Genomic DNA, 18,596 nt, shown 5'->3' on the forward strand with positions numbered 1-18,596 from the left:
CTTTCAACGGGTTCTGGAGTTCACGATGACAACGACAATTGCCAATAGCGACCTGCCGGTTGTGCGCCCTGCATGGGACCGCTCGCGCCTGCAATCCCGCATTGTTCACCTGGGATGCGGCGCTTTTCACCGCGCGCATCAGGCGCTGTATACCCATCATTTGCTGGAAACCACCGACAGCGACTGGGGGATCTGTGAAGTTAACCTGATGCCGGGTAACGACCGCGTACTGATTGAAAATCTGCGCAAGCAGCAACTGCTGTATACCGTGGCGGAAAAAGGCGCGGACAACACCGTGCTGAAAGTGATCGGCTCAATGAAAGAAGCGCTGCACCCGGATCTTGACGGCTGTGACGGTATTTTACAGGCGATGGCGCGCCCGCAGACGGCAATTGTTTCGCTGACGGTCACCGAAAAAGGCTACTGCACCGATGCGGCCAGCGGTCAGTTAGATCTCAATAACCCGCTGATTAAACACGATCTGGCGAATCCGACCGCGCCGAAATCGGCGATTGGTTACATCGTACAAGCGCTGTACCTGCGCCGTGAGCAGGGGCTGGCGGCCTTTACCGTGATGTCCTGCGATAACGTGCGTGAAAATGGGCATGTGGCGAAAGTCGCGGTACTGGGGCTGGCGCAGGCGCGCGACCCGCAATTGGCGCAGTGGATTGAAGCTAATGCGACTTTCCCGTGCACTATGGTCGACCGCATTGTTCCGGCGGCGACGCCGGAAACGTTGCAGGAGATTGCCGACCAGTTGGGTGTTTACGATCCGTGTGCTATCGCCTGCGAGCCGTTCCGTCAGTGGGTAATTGAAGACAATTTTGTCAACGGTCGTCCTGACTGGGACAAGGTTGGCGCACAGTTCGTAGCCGACGTGGTGCCGTTTGAAATGATGAAACTGCGCATGCTCAACGGCAGCCACTCTTTCCTCGCATATCTGGGTTATCTTGGCGGCTATGAAACCATCGCCGATACTATGACCAACCCGGCGTACCGCAAAGCGGCGTTTGCGCTGATGATGCAGGAGCAAGCGCCGACGCTCTCGATGCCGGAAGGCACCGATCTCAACGCCTACGCCACGCTGCTGATCGAGCGTTTCAGCAACCCGTCTCTGCGCCACCGTACCTGGCAGATTGCGATGGACGGCAGCCAGAAATTACCGCAGCGCCTGCTGGACCCGGTGCGTCTGCACCTGCAAAACGCCAGCGGCTGGCGTCATCTGGCGTTGGGCGTGGCGGGCTGGATGCGCTACACCCACGGTGTGGATGAGCAGGGGCAGGCCATTGATGTTGTCGACCCAATGCTGGCGGAATTTCAGCGCATTAACCAACAGTACCAGGGAGCCGAGCGTGTGACGGCGCTGCTGGGGCTGTCTGGCATTTTTGGTCATGATCTGGCGGAAAACGCCGACTTTGTGGAGACCATTATTGCGGCGTATCAACAGTTATGTGAACACGGCGCACGTGAGTGCGTTGCGGTATTAAGCGCTGACGCGTAACTTCCGAACTATGACGGGTCAATCAAAATATTGGTTTGGTTGACCCGTTTTCTGTTTTTGGCTTCCCGCAAATGCTATAGTTTGATACCTATTCCCCGTATCTGACTACACGCATCTGACGGACGTAACACGATGAAATCGAACACTTCTCAGCAAAGACCCTACCAGGAAGTGGGTGCCATGATCCGCGATCTGATTGTTCAGACGCCGTACCAGCCCGGTGAGCGCTTGCCGCCAGAGCGTGAAATTGCCGAGATGCTCAATGTCACTCGTACGGTGGTTCGCGAAGCGTTAATCATGCTGGAAATTAAAGGCCTGGTGGACGTGCGCCGCGGGGCCGGGATCTACGTGCTCGACAACGCGGACGCGCAGACTATCGACAGTACGGATGCAAATCACTGCAATGATGCGGGCCCGTTTGAGCTGCTGCAGGCGCGACAACTGCTGGAAAGCAATATCGCCGAATTTGCCGCGCTGCAGGCTACCCGCGAAGATATCGTCAAAATGCGCCAGGCGTTGCAACTGGAAGAGCGGGAGCTGGCGTCCAGCGAGCCGAACGGTTCTGAAAGCGGCGACATGCAGTTCCATCTCGCCATCGCTGAAGCCACGCATAACAGCATGCTGGTGGAGCTGTTTCGCCAGTCATGGCAGTGGCGTGAGAACAACCCGATGTGGATCCAGCTCCATAGCCACCTCGACGATACTCATTACCGAAAAGAGTGGATGGGCGACCACAAGCAGATCCTGGCGGCACTCATTAAAAAAGATGCCCGCGCGGCCAAGCTGGCCATGTGGCAGCATCTGGAAAACGTCAAACAGCGCCTGCTGGAGTTTTCAAATGTTGATGACATTGATTTTGATGGTTATCTGTTTGATTCCTGGCCGCTGGATAAAGTTAACGCCTGATTTTCCTTCCCTTTTATAACGTGGGCCATTCCGGCCCGCGTATCACTTCCCGCTGATTTTCGCTGACTATTTTCCCCGTCTGGACGCGACGTAAAATAATGTTTCCATCAATGCTGATGGCATTTTTTGCAGCGTAATTGCGGAGCGAAAATTGATATATATCAATTAAAAATAACTTATTTTCGCGTGCAAAAAAATGCACCATTTACCTTATTTTTACCTTTTCGTGCTTATTTTTCGACAAAACAGGTCAATGCGAAGTGAGAATCACACTGATTTGCCCAACGGTTAGTGCCGTTAATGTGTACTTAAGGGCGTATAAAAACAGAGGGTTTAGATAAAAGTAGACATTAATCACGCTCTGTAACTTATTGGTCAGAATGATGTTTTGTTTACGCAGGTTGATTACTCGTCCAGCCTCTCCCATTTTAATCAAATGAGTAAGAACAAATATTCGTAAAGTAAAAATTACACATTATTCTACAATCAAGTTATCTTTCATTTGAAATATCGTTCCACTTTTTTTGTGTTTATTAACAGTTTCATTACTATTGTGATTTTTTTTTGCCGTTGACATGTTTTTACACTGACTGCATATTTCATCGCCATAAGCGTGTTATTGCGTTCAGGAGTTAAAAATGCCTTCTCGAGATTATCCCGATATCCGAAAAGCCAGAGGGACCCGATCTAAAGATATGGTTCTTTTAAGTGCCCGTGTTGATACTTCTCTTTGGGAATATGTCCGAACACTGGCATTTGAAACGCGTAAAAGTAAACAAGATATTATTGCTGAAGCATTAATGTTGCATCGCTCTATTAATGAGAGCGAAAGCGAAAGTTCAAAGTAGTATCTCTCTGTTCGGGTGTTATTTAAAACCCAAAATGAAATATGTCTTGCCACTTCATTATTACCTTTATCGGTATGTTTTTTGGTGTGTTATTGGTGTTTCCCCTTAATCCATAGGGGACTTTGTTATACAGGCGTTTTGCCTTCATAACAAAGTTGATAGCAAAATTCACAATTAAAAGTGAGTAATAACATGAAAAAGTCAGTAGTGGCATTAGCTGTAATGGCATTAGGCGTAACCTCCGTTCATGCAGCGGAAATTTATAATAAAGATGGCAACAAATTGGATCTGTACGGCAAAGTAAAAGCGGTACATTCCTGGACTGATGGTAAAGATGCTGATGGTACTTACGCGCGTCTGGGTTTTCGCGGTGAGACGCAAATCAACGATCAACTGACCGGTTACGGCCAGTTTGAAAGTCAGTTTGATGCCGCTAAAGCAGAAGGTTCTCAGGATGGCGTTAATACACGTCTGGCGTTTGCTGGCCTGGATTATGGTCATGACGTCAGTTTTGACTACGGTCGTAACTATGGTATCGCTTACGATGTGGGAGCTTATACTGATACTCTTTCAGAGTTCGGCGGCGACTCCTTTGAGGATACTGACCGTTTCCTTACTACACGCACTTCTGGCGTTGCAACACTCCGCACCAAAAATCTGTTTGGTGCCGTTGATGGTCTGAACATCGGCGCGCAATACCAGGGTCAGGATGACACCAATGGAAATCCGGCTAAGCAGCACGGTAACGGCTACGGCTTCTCCCTGGGCTATGACAATATTGCGGATTCCGGTGTTTCTGCCATTGCGACCTACACAAATAGCTCAATTACCGCAGACCAAAAGAAAGGCAATAAAGACGGTAAGTGGGAAGGCAATAACGCTGAGTTCTGGGGCGCTGGCCTGAAATATGACGCGAATGCTATCTACGTTGCGACCCTGTACGGCGAGTCCCATAATCTGATTCAGGGTGTTGATAAAGCACAACATTTTGAAGCGATGGCTGCCTATGTGTTTGATTTTGGCCTGCGTCCGAACGTGGCATACGTGCATACGCGTGACACCAATAACAACACGGATAAGACCGAATACGTTGCGCTGGGTACTGATTACTACTTCAACAAAAACATGGTGGCTGATGTGGGTTACAAAATTAACCTGCTTGATGGCAAAAACGACGATAACCAGGTTGTTGCTGGTCTGACTTACCAGTTCTAAGTTTTTGTGATGATTGAACAAGGCGTCTTTAGTAAGACGCCTTTTTTACATATGCTTTTGAGACTCACATCGGTTGGTTTTGTTCCGTCTGTAGATCGCTAAATAGCCATTTCCAGATATCCACTTTTACCCATGCAACGGCACAGAGAATGAGGTAAAAAAGAGGATTATGCGTAATGGAAATACGCATGACTTCCATCGGAAACTTTCCAGAAGCCCACTGCCACAAGAAAACGGTTGTTAGCAGAAATATAATCAACAATCCTGCTGCACCAAATAGACCAAAGTTTTTATAATCGCCTACCGTGCTAATTAAACCAGCCAGAATAATCAACCCAAGTATGAGTTTTTTAACCTCGACATGTGCTCTTCCCGCAAGTGCTGTTGCAATTTAAGTAATATGTCCATTTTTACGCATGTGCTATCAGCAAATGTATATACGTAAAAGTAAATCATAAAGTTTTTAGAGCGGTGTTTGACTGTTATTTACAGGTCATTAAATGCTGACATTTAATTGCAGAACAATCTGATGAAAATATATCTATGGCGTTAGCGGAGTGATGGTCTTTACAGACTATAAGCGGTTGTTTATACCCTGGATAATTCGAGTATATATCAGCGTTTCGCGCTAATCAGGCGTGTTCAGGAGGCGGGGAACGCGGCTATACAGCGCCAGTTTCCGTTTTCCTGGCGGTAGATAGATTCGGTATGCCCAGGGATCACCCATTCTTCTTCCATGCCAGTAGCACAGTCGATGTAGATGCAGAGTCCGCAACCACCGCGTAGCTCGCGGGGAATATCCGCCACCCGAAAGCGGACCCCTGCGGCCTGTAGCGCCTTGCGCATTTTGATGACACCGACAGTGGAATGAAACAAGAACAGCGTTTCCTTCACTGACGTTTCCCCTGACGCTGGCCTATCAACGCCGCTCCGATTGCACCGGCAAACTGTGCGTCGGGATGCGTGTGTACGGGAATGCCTACATGACCTTCGAGCATACGGGCAAAGGCGTGACAGTGGCTGACTCCGCCGGTAAATAACAGCGGTGCTTGTGCTGAAAGCCGCCCGATGAAGTTAGCGCTGCGTCTGGCCATTGCGTTGATCACGCCAGCCAGAATCGCCTCTGGCGCGATGCCCGCAGAGCGCAGGCTAATGACTTCTGACTCGGCAAATACTGTACACATGCTGGTGATAGCATGCGGTTCGACGCCAGCAGTAATCGTATCCAACTGCTCTACGCTGGCTCCGAGGGTGCGTGAGATAACATCCAGAAACCGCCCGGTTCCGGCAGCGCACTTGTCATTCATTAAGAAATCGCTGAGATTGCCATCGTCATCCAACTGGATGACTTTACTGTCCTGACCACCGATATCAATCACTGTGCGGGTGCCGGGAGCCAGCAATCGCGCACCAAGCCCGTGGCAGGAAATTTCAGTGACCTGTTTGTCGGCATAATCGACGAGCTGCCGTCCGTACCCGGTGAGGGTTAAAAATGGTCGGTTCTCCAGCCCAGCCTGCAACGTTTCCCATGCCTGCGCGATCGCGTCCGCGGGGCGAAAAGGCGTTGGGCAAAGGAAGCGGCGTCTGATGACGTTACCTTCCAGCAAAACGCCTTTCGTCGCCGTGGATCCAGAATCAATCCCAATTGAGTATGTCATCTGCGTTTCTCACAACATCTCAATGAATGCGGCGACGCGGGTACTGAGCTGGCCGATATCTGCGCTGGAATAGTCGGTTTCAATCGCGATATAAGGAATGTTGTGCTGTTGGCGTACGTGACGCTTAATAGCGAGTGATTCAACGGCGTAGGTGTGGCAAGCCTGCAAAATAACATCGACGACGCCGTCAGCCTGGTACTCTTCAACCATTTGACTGAGCATTTTCAGGCGTTGATCGTTAGGAGAAATACAGGAGCAGCCGATGGCGAGGTATTTATCAGTCAGCGCGTCGTAGACATCGCCGGTTTCCGCCACGCATTGTTCGGTGGCCTTTGCGCCGGTGCAGTTTTCATAACCCACGACCCAACCACCGTTTTCTTCAATGGCACGAACGACTTTCTCTGCCGCGCCGCCAATGGGGCAGCCGGTTATCAGGATGCGCGGACGTGACGCCAGACGTTTCCCTGCCTGCCATTCCAGATGTACGCGCTCGGCCATGCTATTAAGCTCGTCGATTAACGCTTCTTTATCAAAACGGAAGGTGGCACCGTAGACGACTTTCAGAATGTCACTGCCGCTAAGTGCGGGTGGGTTAAGTTGGCCAACGCGGTAGAAATTCGCCAGCGCCCGGCGTTCCTGGTTTTTGAGAATAACGGCTTCACGCAGCGCAGCTTCGGTAATGGCTGTGCCAAAACGGGCTTCGACGACCTGCTGCAGACGCCGGATCTCGGCTTTCCATAGCGCACGGGAAGCCGCATCGCTGGCGCTGTTGGGCAGTTGCATTACATGTACCGCTTTAAATTCGGCCATGTACTCGTACATTTTCTTTTTACCATCGCAAGTGGTTTCGCCCACCACCAGGTCAGAGAAATAGAAGTAGGGGCATTTGTCGGTTTTGCCAAACCCGTAGCTGCTTTTGATTAGCGGACACAGGTTCCGCGGCAGATCTTTTTCGGCCTCTTCAATGGTTTCATCAGAGGTCGAGCACAGGGAAACGACGACCGCGCCCGCCGCCATCGCAATCTCCTGCGGCATAAAGGTGCAATAGGTCCCAACGAGCGGAATACCTTGCTCTTTAAGATCCATTACGGTGAGAAAACCTTTCTGACGGGCGTCGGAGAATTGATTGAAAATAGCGGGTAAATCGGTGATTAGCGACATGATTTTCCTTCCCCGTAACACGGGAGACAGTAAAAAGACGCCGCATTATAACCCTGTAATATGTCAGGTTTATTGATGTGCAACAATTGCGCGTTTACAGATTACGACTGTAGACCCGTGAGACTTCTCCCCACGGATGATAGCCCGGCCCGTCAAAGTAAAATCCCGCTTTCTCGTATAAACCTTGCAGGTCGGTACACAAATGGAGCTGCATAAATCCCAGCAGTCTGGCCTGCTGTGCAATATGTTCGATCAGGCGAAATGCCAGACCCTGCCCACGATAGCGAGGATCGATATAGAGCGCGCATAGCCACGGCCACAGTTCGCCGCGACTAATAAAATCATTGGTGATCAATCCAGCGCAGCCAACAATGCTGCCACCATCCTGTAGCCAGTACCACTGCGGTAGCGGGTTCTTTGCGCCAATACAACGGCGCAATGCATCCTCGTATACCGCCATGGAGTCTTCTGAGGCCCATTGCTGCTGAAAGTAAGCGGTGATCTCGTGCAGCTTTTCTGGCGTCTCGCGCAGGGAAAAAATGCGGATGCTCATTGTCATTGAATCTTTCTCCTTAAAAATTCGCCAGCGTCAGCAGTGACGGAATTTGCGACAACAGATATAACACCAGCCCGATTGAACCGCCAACCAACGTGCCGTTGACGCGAATAAACTGCAAATCTTTGCCAATGTTTAACTCAATTTGCTGCGACATATCGCGTGCATCCCAACTTTTCACCGTGTCGCTGATATGGCGCGTCAGGAAGCTGGCGAACTCCGGGGCAACTTTGTGCGCGGCCTGCTCCAGATGCCCATTCAGTGAGGCACGCAGGGCGCTGTCGGCTACCAGCGTTTCGCCGAACCACTGCCCGGCGCTGGCGATGCGCTGCTTCACGCGGGAATCGTCGGCGTTAATGTCGGTTTTCACCCACTGACGCAGGTCTGCCCACAGTTCGCCAAGATAACGGTTGAAGGCTTCATCTTCCTTCAGATAGCTTTTCAGGCTTTCGGCCCGCGCGGCCATCTCAGGATCGTGTTTGAGCTTATCGATGAGCTTAAACGTAGCGCGATCGAACGCGTGGCGGATCTGATGCGCCCGATCGTGGCTGATGTCATCCAGCAAGGAGTTAACGGCATCCGACACCAGCTCGGCGCTGTGCTCGCCCAGCCATTCGGTCGGCAGGATCTTTGCTTTCAGCGGATGTTCGGTTTCCAGCCAGTGCACTACCTGTCTGGCGATAAACGCCCGTGAACTGTCGCGCTGTAGCAGGGCGATCAGTTGGGCGATCAGCGTATCGAGCAGCACCTGATGGCGATTGTTTTTGGTCATGCTTTCTAGCATCAGCGCGCTGGTTCCGGAGAGATCGACCTTGTCGATGGCCTTGTGCACCGCCCGCTTGATCAGCCGCTGAATGCGGGCGTCGTCGGTCAGTTCGAGAAAACCGCTCATGATCTGCAGCAGATGCTGGCCGATGCGCTGGGCGTTTTCCGGCTGGCTGAACCAGTTGCCGATCAACAGCGCCGGTTCATGGCGGCGGATCAGGGCTATCAGCGACTGGGTATCGAGGAATTTTTCTTGTACAAACTGACCAAGATTTTCGCCGATTCGGTCTTTATTACGCGGGATAATCGCCGTATGTTGCGAGATAAACGGGATCGGCACCCGACGAAAAAGCGCCACCACGGCAAACCAGTCCGCCAGCGCGCCGACCATCGCCGCTTCAGCAATCGCTTTGATCCCGAGTACCCAGAAGTTGGGCGGCAAAAACAGCGTGATGACGAAGGTCGCGGCAGCGATCAGCAGCAGAGAGAGCGCCAGGCGCTTGGCACGTTTGAGTTCAGCAATTTTATTCATAGGCTTAAGGATAGAGCCAGACGGGGGGATCGCGCAAAAATTGTGGCGCGTCTCCCATTTTCTGGTGGGAGACGTTTATCCTGGGATCCAGTTATCCCACGCCGGTAAGGGACCAAGTTCTGCGACCAGAAAATCGATAAACGAACGCACCTTCGGATTGCTGTACTTGCTGGGAAAATAGAGCGCATACAGGGCATGAGTTTCACAGGTGATGGTGCCGTCGAGCATCAGCGGTGTTATCTCTTCTTTTTGAATATGATCGCCAATCAGATAAGTGGGCAAATACGCCACCCCCTGATCTTCTAGCACCGACTTCAACAGCACCAGACTGCTGTTGGCCTGGATCGGCATATGCAGTTTCAACTGATGCAGTCGATCCTGTTCATCTGCCACCTTCAGTACCGGCGTGAGGCCCGGGTAAACCAGGCAATCATGATCTACCAGATCGCTGCGACGCTGGGGCATACCTTTTTTGGCAAGGTAGCCGGGTGAGGCACAGTACGCCCAGCGAACAGGCACCAGCTTGCGCATCGCATAGTTTTGCGGCGGCGCGGTGGAAATTCGCAGGGCAATGTCGAAATCCGTTTCGTTCAGATTGACGAAGTTATCGTTGAGATCGATATACAGATTCACATCCGGGAACTGGGAGCGATATTTATCCACCAGGTTCACCAGCCGGGAATAACCAAACGCAATGGAGCAGGTTATACGTAATTCACCCTGCGGGTTATGGTAATAACCGGAGGTGGTGTTCAGCGTTTCGTCGAATTCTTTCAACAGCTTATTAGCGCGGTTGAAGAGATATTGCCCGGCGTCGGTCAGGGTAATACTGCGGGTGGTGCGTTTAATTAATGTCGTGCCTAACGTATCTTCCATCGCTGCCAGGCTTTTGCTGACCGCAGACGGTGATACGTTGAGCTGCGCCGCGGCTTCTGACAATCCTCCGCAGTCGACGATTTTAGTAAAAAACTCCAGATGCTTGAGTGAAATCGGCGTACTCATAATTTCCTTAAATTCACAAGTGATTTGCAAAAACGGTACGAATAGGCCGTTACATTCGCCTTTTAAACATGCAACTATTGAATCACAGGAAACAACTTGCTGGCAAAATGAAAAAATAACAACTTAGGTGAGTTACGTCACAAATTAAAAGGAGGCGAAACGGAAACTCATCACATTGTGAATTTAATCTCATTAATTATTATTCTAAAGGTACCGATTATGTGGTCACGACTAGAACCCTACAGATCGTCGATTATTTTATTAGTTGCTCTGGTGATTGGCGGCTTATTAGGTATTTATGCCCCATCGTTTGCAGGTAAACTCCAGCCGATAGGTCAGATATTCCTGAACCTGTTATTTATGATTATTGTGCCGCTGGTGGGGATCAGCGTCATGTCTTCCATCGCCAGTATGACCGACCTGAAAAGGTTGGGACGTATTATGGCGATTATCTTCATTGTTTCGATCGCAATGGCCTTTATTCCTGCGGCGGGGATCGTCGCGCTGGCGCTATGGTATAACCCGGCGCAGGGCGTCACTATCGATCTCTCGCAGTCGGTGCAGGCGGGCAGCGGCAAGATGGATTTTGTCAGCATGATCACCACCAGCGACTTTATCGGACTGTTTTCTAAGTCCAATATTCTGGCGCTGATCGTAATGGCGATCATCGCCGGTGTGGCGATTGGCCAGTCGGATCAGGCCGGTAAACGCATTGCGTCGCTGCTGGAAGACGCCAATACCGTGATCATGAAGATCGTTTCGATCATTATGAAGGTCGCGCCAATTGGTCTGGGCTGCTACTTCGCGGCCACCATGGCCAGTCAGGACTCTGCACTACTGTTAACCTTTGCCCGCGCTATCGGCCTGTTTATGGTTGCTACGCTGGTCTACTTCGTTTTTGGCTCGATTCTCTATTCGTATATTGGCGGCGGTATTCCGGCGGTCAAAGCCTTCTGGCGAAACGCGATTGAACCTTCAGCCACCGCGCTGGGGACCTGCTCTTCACTGGGAACGCTACCTGTAACCCTGCGCGCCGGTAAGGCGATGGGGATTAACCCGGAAATCGTTGATGTGTCCATTCCGCTACTGGTTAACCTGAACAAGGGCGGTGTGGCGATGATTGCCGCGCTGAAAATCGTCTTTATCTATTCCGTGCTGGGCATGGAATTCACTACCGAAACCTTCTTCCTGACGATGCTGATTGCGGTGCTCTCCGCCATTATCGTTGGCGGCGTGCCGGGCGGGGCGTTCCTCGGTGAAATCTTTATCGTCACCACGCTGGGCCTGCCAATGGAAGCGATTCCGATGCTGGTGGTGCTGGGCACCATTACCGATGCGCCGGCCACACTGATTAACGTTATCCATGATTTGAATGCGGCGCAGATTGTTGAACGGTTCGTAGGAAAAAAGCAGACCAACACTGAAATAAACTCTACTGCTGCGGTGGTATAGGTATTCACACGGATTAAGAACAGGAGATGTTATGAAAGACGCAATGAAGCTTGAGACGCACCTGGTTGTTGCTGGTCGTGACAAACGCTACACCCAGGGAGCGGTGAATCCGGTTATCCAACGCGCCTCTTCACTGGTGTTTGATACCGTGAAGGACAAGAAATTTGCCACCGCCAATCGTGCGAACGGCGAGCTGTTTTACGGTCGTCGCGGGACTTACACCCACTTTGCTTTCCAGAAGGCCATGAGCGAACTGGAAGGCGGCGTTGGCTGCGCGCTGTACCCGTGCGGCGCGGCGGCGGTGACTAATGCGATTCTGGCGTTTGTTCAGGGTGGCGATCATATCCTGATGACCGGCGCGGCCTATGAACCAACTCAGGACTTTTGCAATAAGATCCTGAGTAAATTCAATGTGGAAACAACGTATTACGATCCGCTGATTGGTGCAGGTATCGTCGATCTTCTGCGTCCGGAAACGAAGGTTGTATTCCTTGAGTCACCAAGTTCTATCACCATGGAAGTCCAGGACGTGCCGGGGATGGTGAAGGCTATCCGCGCGGTGAATCCGGAGATTGTCATTATGATCGACAACACCTGGGCGGCGGGCGTACTGTTCAACGCGCTGGATTATGGCGTGGATATTTCTATTCAGGCGGGAACGAAGTACACCATCGGTCATTCGGACGGCATGCTGGGCACGGCGGTGTCTAACGCCCGTTGTTGGGATCGTCTGCGCGAGAACTCCTACCTGATGGGGCAAACGCTGGATGCCGATACCGCCTACAACGGCAGCCGCGGATTGCGCACCCTGGCGGTACGCCTTAAGCAGCATCAGGAGAGCAGTATCCATATTGCTCGCTGGCTGTCGGCAAGACCGGAAGTGGCGCGGGTGAACCATCCGGCATTACCGGAATGTCCGGGCCATGAGTATTTTCAGCGTGATTTTACCGGAAGCTCAGGCCTGTTCTCATTTGTGCTGAAAAAGAGACTCACCGACGAACAGATGGCGAATTTCCTCGATAATTTCTCGCTGTTCCATATGGCCTATTCGTGGGGTGGATTTGAGTCGCTCATTCTGGCGAACCAGCCGGAAGAGCTGAACAGCATCCGACCGGCTGGAGAGGTGGATTTCAGCGGCACGCTGGTCAGGGTGCATATTGGCCTGGAGGATATTGGCGACCTGATTGCCGATCTCGAAGCGGGATTTGCACGCATTGCGTAAGGTGATGTGATTAGTGCCGGATATGGCGCAAGCGTCTTATCCGGCCTACATAGTTGTCGTAGGCCGGATAAGCGGGCAGGTTAGTTTTCAGTGGCTAACGTCGTTGCCTCATGCTGGCGCACTCGTTTGAGCAAGGCTGCCAGCGTGAACACGACAGCGATCCCCGCCACAACCGCCAGCAGATGAAACGAAATCCTGCCGCCGTTAAACCATAGCCAGCGTCCAATTTCGACAGAAACCGCCATCACCGTCAGGATCACCATATTCAGCGACGCGGAAACCGTGCCCTTCGGTAAGTTGTTGGAAAACAGCGTAAAGCGGAACAGCGTCGGGAAGATCATTCCAATGCCAAACGCATACAGGCTCGTTCCCAGCACTGACCACAGCCAGACGTGCGGCCACAGCAAATTACCCGCGATCAGCACCGCTAACCCGCTCAGTTGAACAGGCACGGCGCGCCAGATAAAACTGGGTTGGGTTGGATCCTTCACAAAACGAACCACCACCATATTGGCGACGATCACCGCGCCAAACACCGGCGCCTGCGCCCAGGCAAACTGCGATGTAGTCATGCCGCCCGCATCAATCAGGATCACTGGTGAGACTGCCACCCAGCTCATCATCGGGATATAGCTTAGCGATAGCGTGGCTGCGCCAAACAGGAATACCCGGTTGCGGAAAACGTCGCGGAAATCGCGCAGTACGCCACGCGCGCTAAACGGCACCGTGCCGCGCTGGACGGTTTCTGGCATGGCTAACGCTAACCCAATCAGGGCGATAAACCCCATGACGGCAATAATGGCAAACAGAAACTTCCAGTGGACAAAGTGCATCAGCGCCGCTCCGGAGAGCGGGCCGATAACCGGTGCAACCAACACAATGGAAGTGATTATCGCCATTAGCTTAATGGCCTTCGTTTGCCCAAACGCCTCCTGCACCGTGACGTAGCCTACGGTTGCGATAAAGCAGATGCTGGTGCCCTGCACAAATCGGGCAACCAGAAATTGCGTCATTGAGGTGGTGAACAGCGTGGCCGCGCAGGCGAGCGTAAAGATGAACGCCCCCGCGATCAGCACCGGCCGGCGGCCAATCCGGTCGGAAAGCGGGCCTAACAACCATTGCAGCGCCATGCCGCCTGCCAGATAAAGGCTCACCGCAGCCGGTGCCAGGCTGACATCGGCGTTGAAATCGCGCACGACATTAATGATGCCGGGCTGGATCAGGTCCGTCGACAGATAGGCGGCGAAATCATACAAAATCAACGCAATAGGAAAAAATAGCGTCGTGGCGCGTTGGGAGAAAAACGCGAGAATCCGTTGCATAAAACAGCTCCTTGTCGGGAGAAAACCCTCAACGGGAATAGCGAAATTCAATACCGTCTTTGAGACGTCAGGCCGATGACAGAAAAAAGCAGACTGCAAATGTACTGAATTTCATGTAATCAAAAACGCTGCCCGCGCGAGGCGCAAACAGGAGAAACGTTTTCAGACCCGGGTCAGAAAACGTAACGATTACAGGTAACAATCAGCACATCGCACCTCGGGAAGAATTGGTTGAATGGATAATAGCCACCCAAAGTGTAATGCGAACTGGATATTAATTAAACGGGTTTATCCGCTTTATTTGCAGAAATTCGTCACGCTTATCAGAAAGTGACGCTCTGCAGAAAACGCAGCGCGATCGCACCGCCGAAGACGATCAGTACGCCCCCGGCGATGCGTTCGATCCACACGATCCCCAAGGTTAACCGCCGCTGGATCTGCGGCAAGCCGATGAACATCACAATCAGCAGATCCCATAACAGCACCACGCTGGTCATCCAGATCCCGCTCACGGCTTGTTGCAGCAGCGTTACCGATGGGCCGAGCAGGGCGGTCATCAGCGCCAGATAAAACAGCGCATTTTTTGGGTTAAGCAGTGATGAACCCAATCCCAGCAGCAGCTGTTTACCAAATCCCGGGCAGGCAGACAGGGCGTCTGCTCCGGTCAGAGCTTGCGGGCGGCTGCGTATCAGCAGGCTGCCTATCCACAATAAATAGAGCGCGCCCAGCAGCTCAATAACCGTAAACAGCAGGGGAAGCTGGCGCAGGATCCCCCAACCGATAATTGCCAGCAGGATATATAGCCCATTGCCGACGGCGATACCCACACACAGTCCGGCGCTGCCGCGCATCCGGTAACGGGCGGCGTAACCGACCAGTAAAAAGAAGTCCGGTCCGGGGCTTAGCAGAGCAACAAAATGCGCCAGCGCCAGCGCGGGAAAAGCAGACGGAAAAAGTACAGAAAGCAGTGACATAGTGACCTCAGACAATGAATCTGAGAGAACTGTACGCCTGACGCAGCGCTAATTATTGTCTGATATTGATCGTCCCAACGCGTACTGGCGCGGAGTGGCTGCGGTGTAGCGGACAAAGGTGCGATGGAAATGGCTCTGGTCGGCAAACCCGCTCTGATAGCCGACATCGGCAATCTCATCCCCGGCACGAAGCCGCTGGCGGGCATAGTCAACCCGCAAGATGTTCAGATAACTTGCCGGTGTGAGTCCGGTGTCCTGCTTAAAGGTACGGATCAGCGTTTCTTTACGCATGCTGCACTCTTGCGCCAAATCGCCCAGCGAGGGCGGAGCCTGCAGGTTGGTCTGCAACCGCTCGCGCAGATACTGGCTGGCGGCGCTTAGGTTTTCCGGTGCTACCGACTGCAATGGCAGCGAGCGCAGCAATGCTTGTGCGGCATCCGTTACCCGCGTCGTTTGCCGTTGCTGCATAAGTGCCACAAGATCCAAATAGCGCTGGAATAATTGCGCATCGCGGATAACGGGATCGCGCGAACAAAGCAGTTGGTTGTTGTTCTGCACAGGCAGACTAGCAAGACACCACTGGGTATCAAGATAAAGCATGTGATAGCTGCGAAACTGCCCGTTAACGGGGTTGCAGCTGTGGGGTGCCAGTGGCGGGATCACAATCAGATCGCCCACTTTCAGACGGTATTCCTTGCCATTGCACTGGCAGTATGTTTCCCCCTCAAGAATTGCCCCGATTGAGAGCTGAGAGTGGTGATGTCGTTTATAGGCCTGCTGGCTTTGCCAGGTGCTGCGCAGTTCCAGCCACGGGAGCTGTTCATCACGCCAGAACGATTGTGGAATATCCCGGGTGTGCGTCACATCGCGTCCTCCCTGAAAGTAATGATTCGTTATAGCACAGGCCGTGCGGCGAAAAAGCGGGAATGTGCATTGAGATAGCGATTCTGCGTGACGGGTTCCAGACAAATGCAGACGTTACATAGGGACGTTATTATCCCGGAAATCGCCTCGCAAACAGAGAAAGTTGCAGATGAGGGTGTAGCTTCCTTATGGGACTGGTTGAGCAAATTGTTTCTCTGTTAGTTACTGGGTCCACTAATGACAGCCAGATAAAGACGCTGTTTAATTATATTTTGCGAACCGGCGATGCACCTCGATTCAATGAGTTTATTCGTGGGGTTGCCGAACGTTCACCGCAGCATAAGGAGCATTTGATGACGATCGCGGACAGATTGCATGAGGCTGGATTTCAAAAAGGGTGGCTCGAAGGTCAGCAGGAAGGCCAGCAAAAAGGTAAGCAGGAAGGTCTAATTCAGGGACGACGTGATGAAGCGCTCCGTATTGCCCGCACTATGCTGACCGACGGTATCGATATCAATACGGTACAACAAATTACCCGGCTTTCCGCCGACGATATTCACGGCTTAAGCCATTAAATATGACTTGAACCGCGCAATCGCCAGCCCGGTAGCACCGGGCGGTCTGATTTACTCCATTGCCGCCTTTACTGCTTCCCCGAGCTTTTGCATCACTTCCTGATGCTTCTCGTTGGGCGGCAACGCGCAGTTGATGCGCACACAGTTACGATACTTTCCGGATGCGGAGAACAGCGATCCCGGGGCGACCTGTATTTTCAACCGACAGAGCTGTTTAGCAACGCAGACCATATCGACCTGCTGCGGCAATTCTACCCACAGCATAAAGCCGCCTTTTGGTCGGGTGACGCAGATCCCGCAGGGGAAGTATTCCCGTACCCAACAGGTGTAGATCTCCATATTGCGCTGATAAATCTGGCGCATGCGTCGGATATGACGATGGTAATGCCCCTCGCGCACGAAGGTGGCGGCCGCCAGTTGCGTGGCAGGAACGTTGGTGCCAATGACGGCGTACTTCATGTGCAGCAGTTTGTTGTAATAGCGACCGGGAACCACCCAACCGACGCGCAGACCGGGGGCGACGGATTTTGTAAACGAGCTGCAGAGTATTACACGGCCGTCGCTATCCCAGGAGTGGATGGTGCGTGGGCGCGGATACTCTGTAGCCAGTTCACCATACACATCGTCTTCAAAAATGACGATGTCGTGACGCTGGGCGAGGGCGAGCACCGCCCGCTTACGCGTATCCGGCATAATGAATCCGAGAGGGTTGTTGCAGTTGGGAACCAGCAGCACGCCTTTGATCGGCCACTGATCCAGCGCCAGCTCCAGCGCTTCAATGCTGATCCCGGTGTCAGGATCGGTTGGGATCTCAATCACCTTGATGCCTAAGCCGCGTAGCAGCTGCATCGTGCCATAGTAGGCGGGTGATTCAACGGCAACAATGTCCCCAGGCTGGCAGACCGTCAGCAGCGCCAGCGACATTCCGCTCTGACTCCCGCTGGTGATCACAATATCATCCGCATTAACCACCGAACCGCTGTCCAGCATCAGGCGCGCAATCTGACTGCGCAGTTCACGGCACCCGGAGATTTCATCGTAGCCCAAAATCGCTTTCAGATTATGCTGCGCCACGCGGCTTAACTCGCGCCAGAGCGGCTTCAGGCTGGGTTGATTGATATCGGGTACGCCACTGCTGAAAGGCGTGATGGATTTGTCCGCGTTGCCTTTCAGCATATCCAGCACCTGATCCCACTGGGTTATCTCCACTGGACGCTGGACCGGTCGCGACATCAGCGGCACCGGAGGCTGCGCTTTTTGCGGCGCGACAAAGTAGCCGGAACGTGGCTGGGGGGTGATCAACTGACGCTGTTCCAGCGTCTGATACGCCTGCTGAACGGTGCTGATGCTGACCCCGTGCTCCTGGCTCAGGCTGCGTACCGAAGGCAGTTTTTCGCCATGGCGATACAGCCCTTGCTCAATGCGTTCGGCCAGCAGATTGGCCAGATGTTGGTAACGGGTCATGCTGTATCCCTCATGGGTACCATACAGATTAAAAAACCAGTACAGATTGGCGTAATTAATGCGATGCAGAATCCCTTTTAACCAATCTGTATGTTAAAGAAAAGTACTTTGTGAGTCTGTATTGTACCTGGCCAAATCCGTGAAGATAAAGCCTCTGGCAAGACGGGGAGGCAAGGTATGGAATTTCACGAAAATAAAGCAAAGCAGCCGTTTATTGGATTTGTGCAGATCTGGCAGGTGATAAAACGCTGGCATTTGCGGGCGCAAACGCGGCGCTTATTGCAGCAGATGAGCGACGAGCGGTTGCGGGATGTCGGGTTGCGACGCGATCAGGTGGAGTGATTTTCTTTCATCGGCAGAGGCTGGGGGTTATCGCCCGGCCTCTTTTGTATTCATGGTATTTATCAATTCATGCTTCTGATTAGTCTGTTTCTTGATACTTACCCTGATAAGTATTATTTTCTTCTCAGCGATGAGGGGAAGGATACATGACTGAAGATGAACTGTTTGCCCGCCGCCCGATGGGGATGCGCATGGCAATGGTGGTGCGCCAGTGGCGGGCCATTATTGATGCAGCCA

General features: G+C 52.4%; 18 protein-coding genes and 2 pseudogenes. 9 read left to right on the forward strand and 11 right to left on the reverse strand.

Annotation, left to right across the window (positions count from 1 at the left end; genetic code table 11):
* Positions 1-25 precede the first annotated feature (25 nt).
* From FDX03_RS07710 to FDX03_RS07725, 4 genes are all read left to right on the forward strand, one after another.
* Positions 26-1,501 (forward strand): fructuronate reductase, encoded by a 1,476-nt coding sequence (locus FDX03_RS07710; RefSeq protein WP_137345739.1) that lies wholly within the window; start codon positions 26-28, stop codon positions 1,499-1,501.
* A 132-nt stretch (positions 1,502-1,633) separates the two neighbouring features.
* Positions 1,634-2,407, forward strand: coding sequence for a Uxu operon transcriptional regulator (uxuR, locus tag FDX03_RS07715; protein ID WP_003033268.1), 774 nt, complete (start codon positions 1,634-1,636; stop codon positions 2,405-2,407).
* A 638-nt stretch (positions 2,408-3,045) separates the two neighbouring features.
* Positions 3,046-3,255, forward strand: coding sequence for a hypothetical protein (locus FDX03_RS07720; RefSeq protein ID WP_137345740.1), 210 nt, complete (start codon positions 3,046-3,048; stop codon positions 3,253-3,255).
* Positions 3,256-3,447: 192 nt separating this feature from the next.
* Positions 3,448-4,470: a porin gene (locus FDX03_RS07725; RefSeq protein ID WP_137345741.1), complete on the forward strand. Its 1,023-nt coding sequence runs from the start codon at positions 3,448-3,450 to the stop codon at positions 4,468-4,470.
* Between the two features lie 64 nt (positions 4,471-4,534).
* On the opposite strand, the gene FDX03_RS23825 is transcribed toward FDX03_RS07725, so the two are convergent.
* The 7 genes from FDX03_RS23825 to FDX03_RS07760 all read right to left on the reverse strand — a co-directional run bounded on the left by FDX03_RS23825 (position 4,535) and on the right by FDX03_RS07760 (position 10,144).
* Entirely contained in the window at positions 4,535-4,660 is a 126-nt protein-coding gene (locus FDX03_RS23825; protein WP_255562731.1) for a hypothetical protein, read from the reverse strand.
* 452 nt (positions 4,661-5,112) lie between these two features.
* Positions 5,113-5,364, reverse strand: coding sequence for a DUF3343 domain-containing protein (locus tag FDX03_RS07735; RefSeq protein ID WP_086523573.1), 252 nt, complete (start codon positions 5,362-5,364; stop codon positions 5,113-5,115).
* Positions 5,361-6,128, reverse strand: coding sequence for a putative 2-hydroxyacyl-CoA dehydratase activator YjiL (yjiL, locus tag FDX03_RS07740; RefSeq protein WP_061067157.1), 768 nt, complete (start codon positions 6,126-6,128; stop codon positions 5,361-5,363). The genes FDX03_RS07735 and yjiL overlap by 4 nt, the downstream gene beginning before the upstream one ends.
* 9 nt (positions 6,129-6,137) lie before the next feature.
* On the reverse strand, positions 6,138-7,289 hold the full coding sequence (locus FDX03_RS07745) for a double-cubane-cluster-containing anaerobic reductase (protein ID WP_048212810.1): 1,152 nt from the start codon (positions 7,287-7,289) through the stop codon (positions 6,138-6,140).
* A gap of 94 nt (positions 7,290-7,383) precedes the next feature.
* Positions 7,384-7,848, reverse strand: a complete 465-nt coding sequence (locus FDX03_RS07750) for a GNAT family N-acetyltransferase (protein ID WP_101743010.1) — start codon at positions 7,846-7,848, stop codon at positions 7,384-7,386.
* Between the two features lie 13 nt (positions 7,849-7,861).
* Entirely contained in the window at positions 7,862-9,142 is a 1,281-nt protein-coding gene (locus tag FDX03_RS07755) for a DUF445 domain-containing protein (RefSeq protein WP_137345742.1), read from the reverse strand.
* 75 nt (positions 9,143-9,217) lie between these two features.
* Positions 9,218-10,144: a LysR family transcriptional regulator gene (locus FDX03_RS07760; RefSeq protein WP_048233971.1), complete on the reverse strand. Its 927-nt coding sequence runs from the start codon at positions 10,142-10,144 to the stop codon at positions 9,218-9,220.
* A 219-nt stretch (positions 10,145-10,363) separates the two neighbouring features.
* Here FDX03_RS07760 and FDX03_RS07765 point away from each other — a divergent pair, with 219 nt between their 5' ends.
* Positions 10,364-11,596: a dicarboxylate/amino acid:cation symporter gene (locus FDX03_RS07765; RefSeq protein ID WP_137345743.1), complete on the forward strand. Its 1,233-nt coding sequence runs from the start codon at positions 10,364-10,366 to the stop codon at positions 11,594-11,596.
* A 31-nt stretch (positions 11,597-11,627) separates the two neighbouring features.
* A complete protein-coding gene (gene metC, locus FDX03_RS07770; RefSeq protein WP_137345744.1) occupies positions 11,628-12,818 on the forward strand; it encodes a cystathionine beta-lyase in 1,191 nt (396 codons plus the stop codon).
* A gap of 80 nt (positions 12,819-12,898) precedes the next feature.
* On the opposite strand, the gene mdtM is transcribed toward metC, so the two are convergent.
* The 3 genes from mdtM to FDX03_RS07785 all read right to left on the reverse strand — a co-directional run bounded on the left by mdtM (position 12,899) and on the right by FDX03_RS07785 (position 15,978).
* Positions 12,899-14,140: a multidrug efflux MFS transporter MdtM gene (gene mdtM, locus FDX03_RS07775; protein ID WP_116360611.1), complete on the reverse strand. Its 1,242-nt coding sequence runs from the start codon at positions 14,138-14,140 to the stop codon at positions 12,899-12,901.
* Between the two features lie 323 nt (positions 14,141-14,463).
* Positions 14,464-15,114 (reverse strand): LysE family translocator, encoded by a 651-nt coding sequence (locus FDX03_RS07780; RefSeq protein WP_048212804.1) that lies wholly within the window; start codon positions 15,112-15,114, stop codon positions 14,464-14,466.
* Between the two features lie 48 nt (positions 15,115-15,162).
* Entirely contained in the window at positions 15,163-15,978 is an 816-nt protein-coding gene (locus FDX03_RS07785) for an AraC family transcriptional regulator (protein WP_137345745.1), read from the reverse strand.
* Positions 15,979-16,163: 185 nt separating this feature from the next.
* On the opposite strand from FDX03_RS07785, the pseudogene FDX03_RS07790 reads away from it, so the two are divergent.
* Positions 16,164-16,553: pseudogene (locus FDX03_RS07790) on the forward strand (ISNCY family transposase); the annotation flags it as partial.
* Between the two features lie 51 nt (positions 16,554-16,604).
* Here the strand turns inward: FDX03_RS07790 and FDX03_RS07795 are convergent.
* A complete protein-coding gene (locus FDX03_RS07795; protein ID WP_115601044.1) occupies positions 16,605-18,017 on the reverse strand; it encodes a PLP-dependent aminotransferase family protein in 1,413 nt (470 codons plus the stop codon).
* A 177-nt stretch (positions 18,018-18,194) separates the two neighbouring features.
* Here FDX03_RS07795 and FDX03_RS07800 point away from each other — a divergent pair, with 177 nt between their 5' ends.
* Positions 18,195-18,359 carry a DUF1127 domain-containing protein gene (locus FDX03_RS07800; RefSeq protein ID WP_071887315.1) on the forward strand — a complete coding sequence of 55 codons (165 nt, stop codon included), beginning with the start codon at positions 18,195-18,197 and terminating at the stop codon, positions 18,357-18,359.
* 146 nt (positions 18,360-18,505) lie between these two features.
* A pseudogene (locus FDX03_RS23165) lies at positions 18,506-18,596 on the forward strand (MarR family transcriptional regulator); the annotation flags it as partial.

This window comes from Citrobacter sp. wls827, from assembly GCF_005280875.1.
In the GTDB taxonomy this organism is placed as follows: domain Bacteria; phylum Pseudomonadota; class Gammaproteobacteria; order Enterobacterales; family Enterobacteriaceae; genus Citrobacter; species Citrobacter youngae.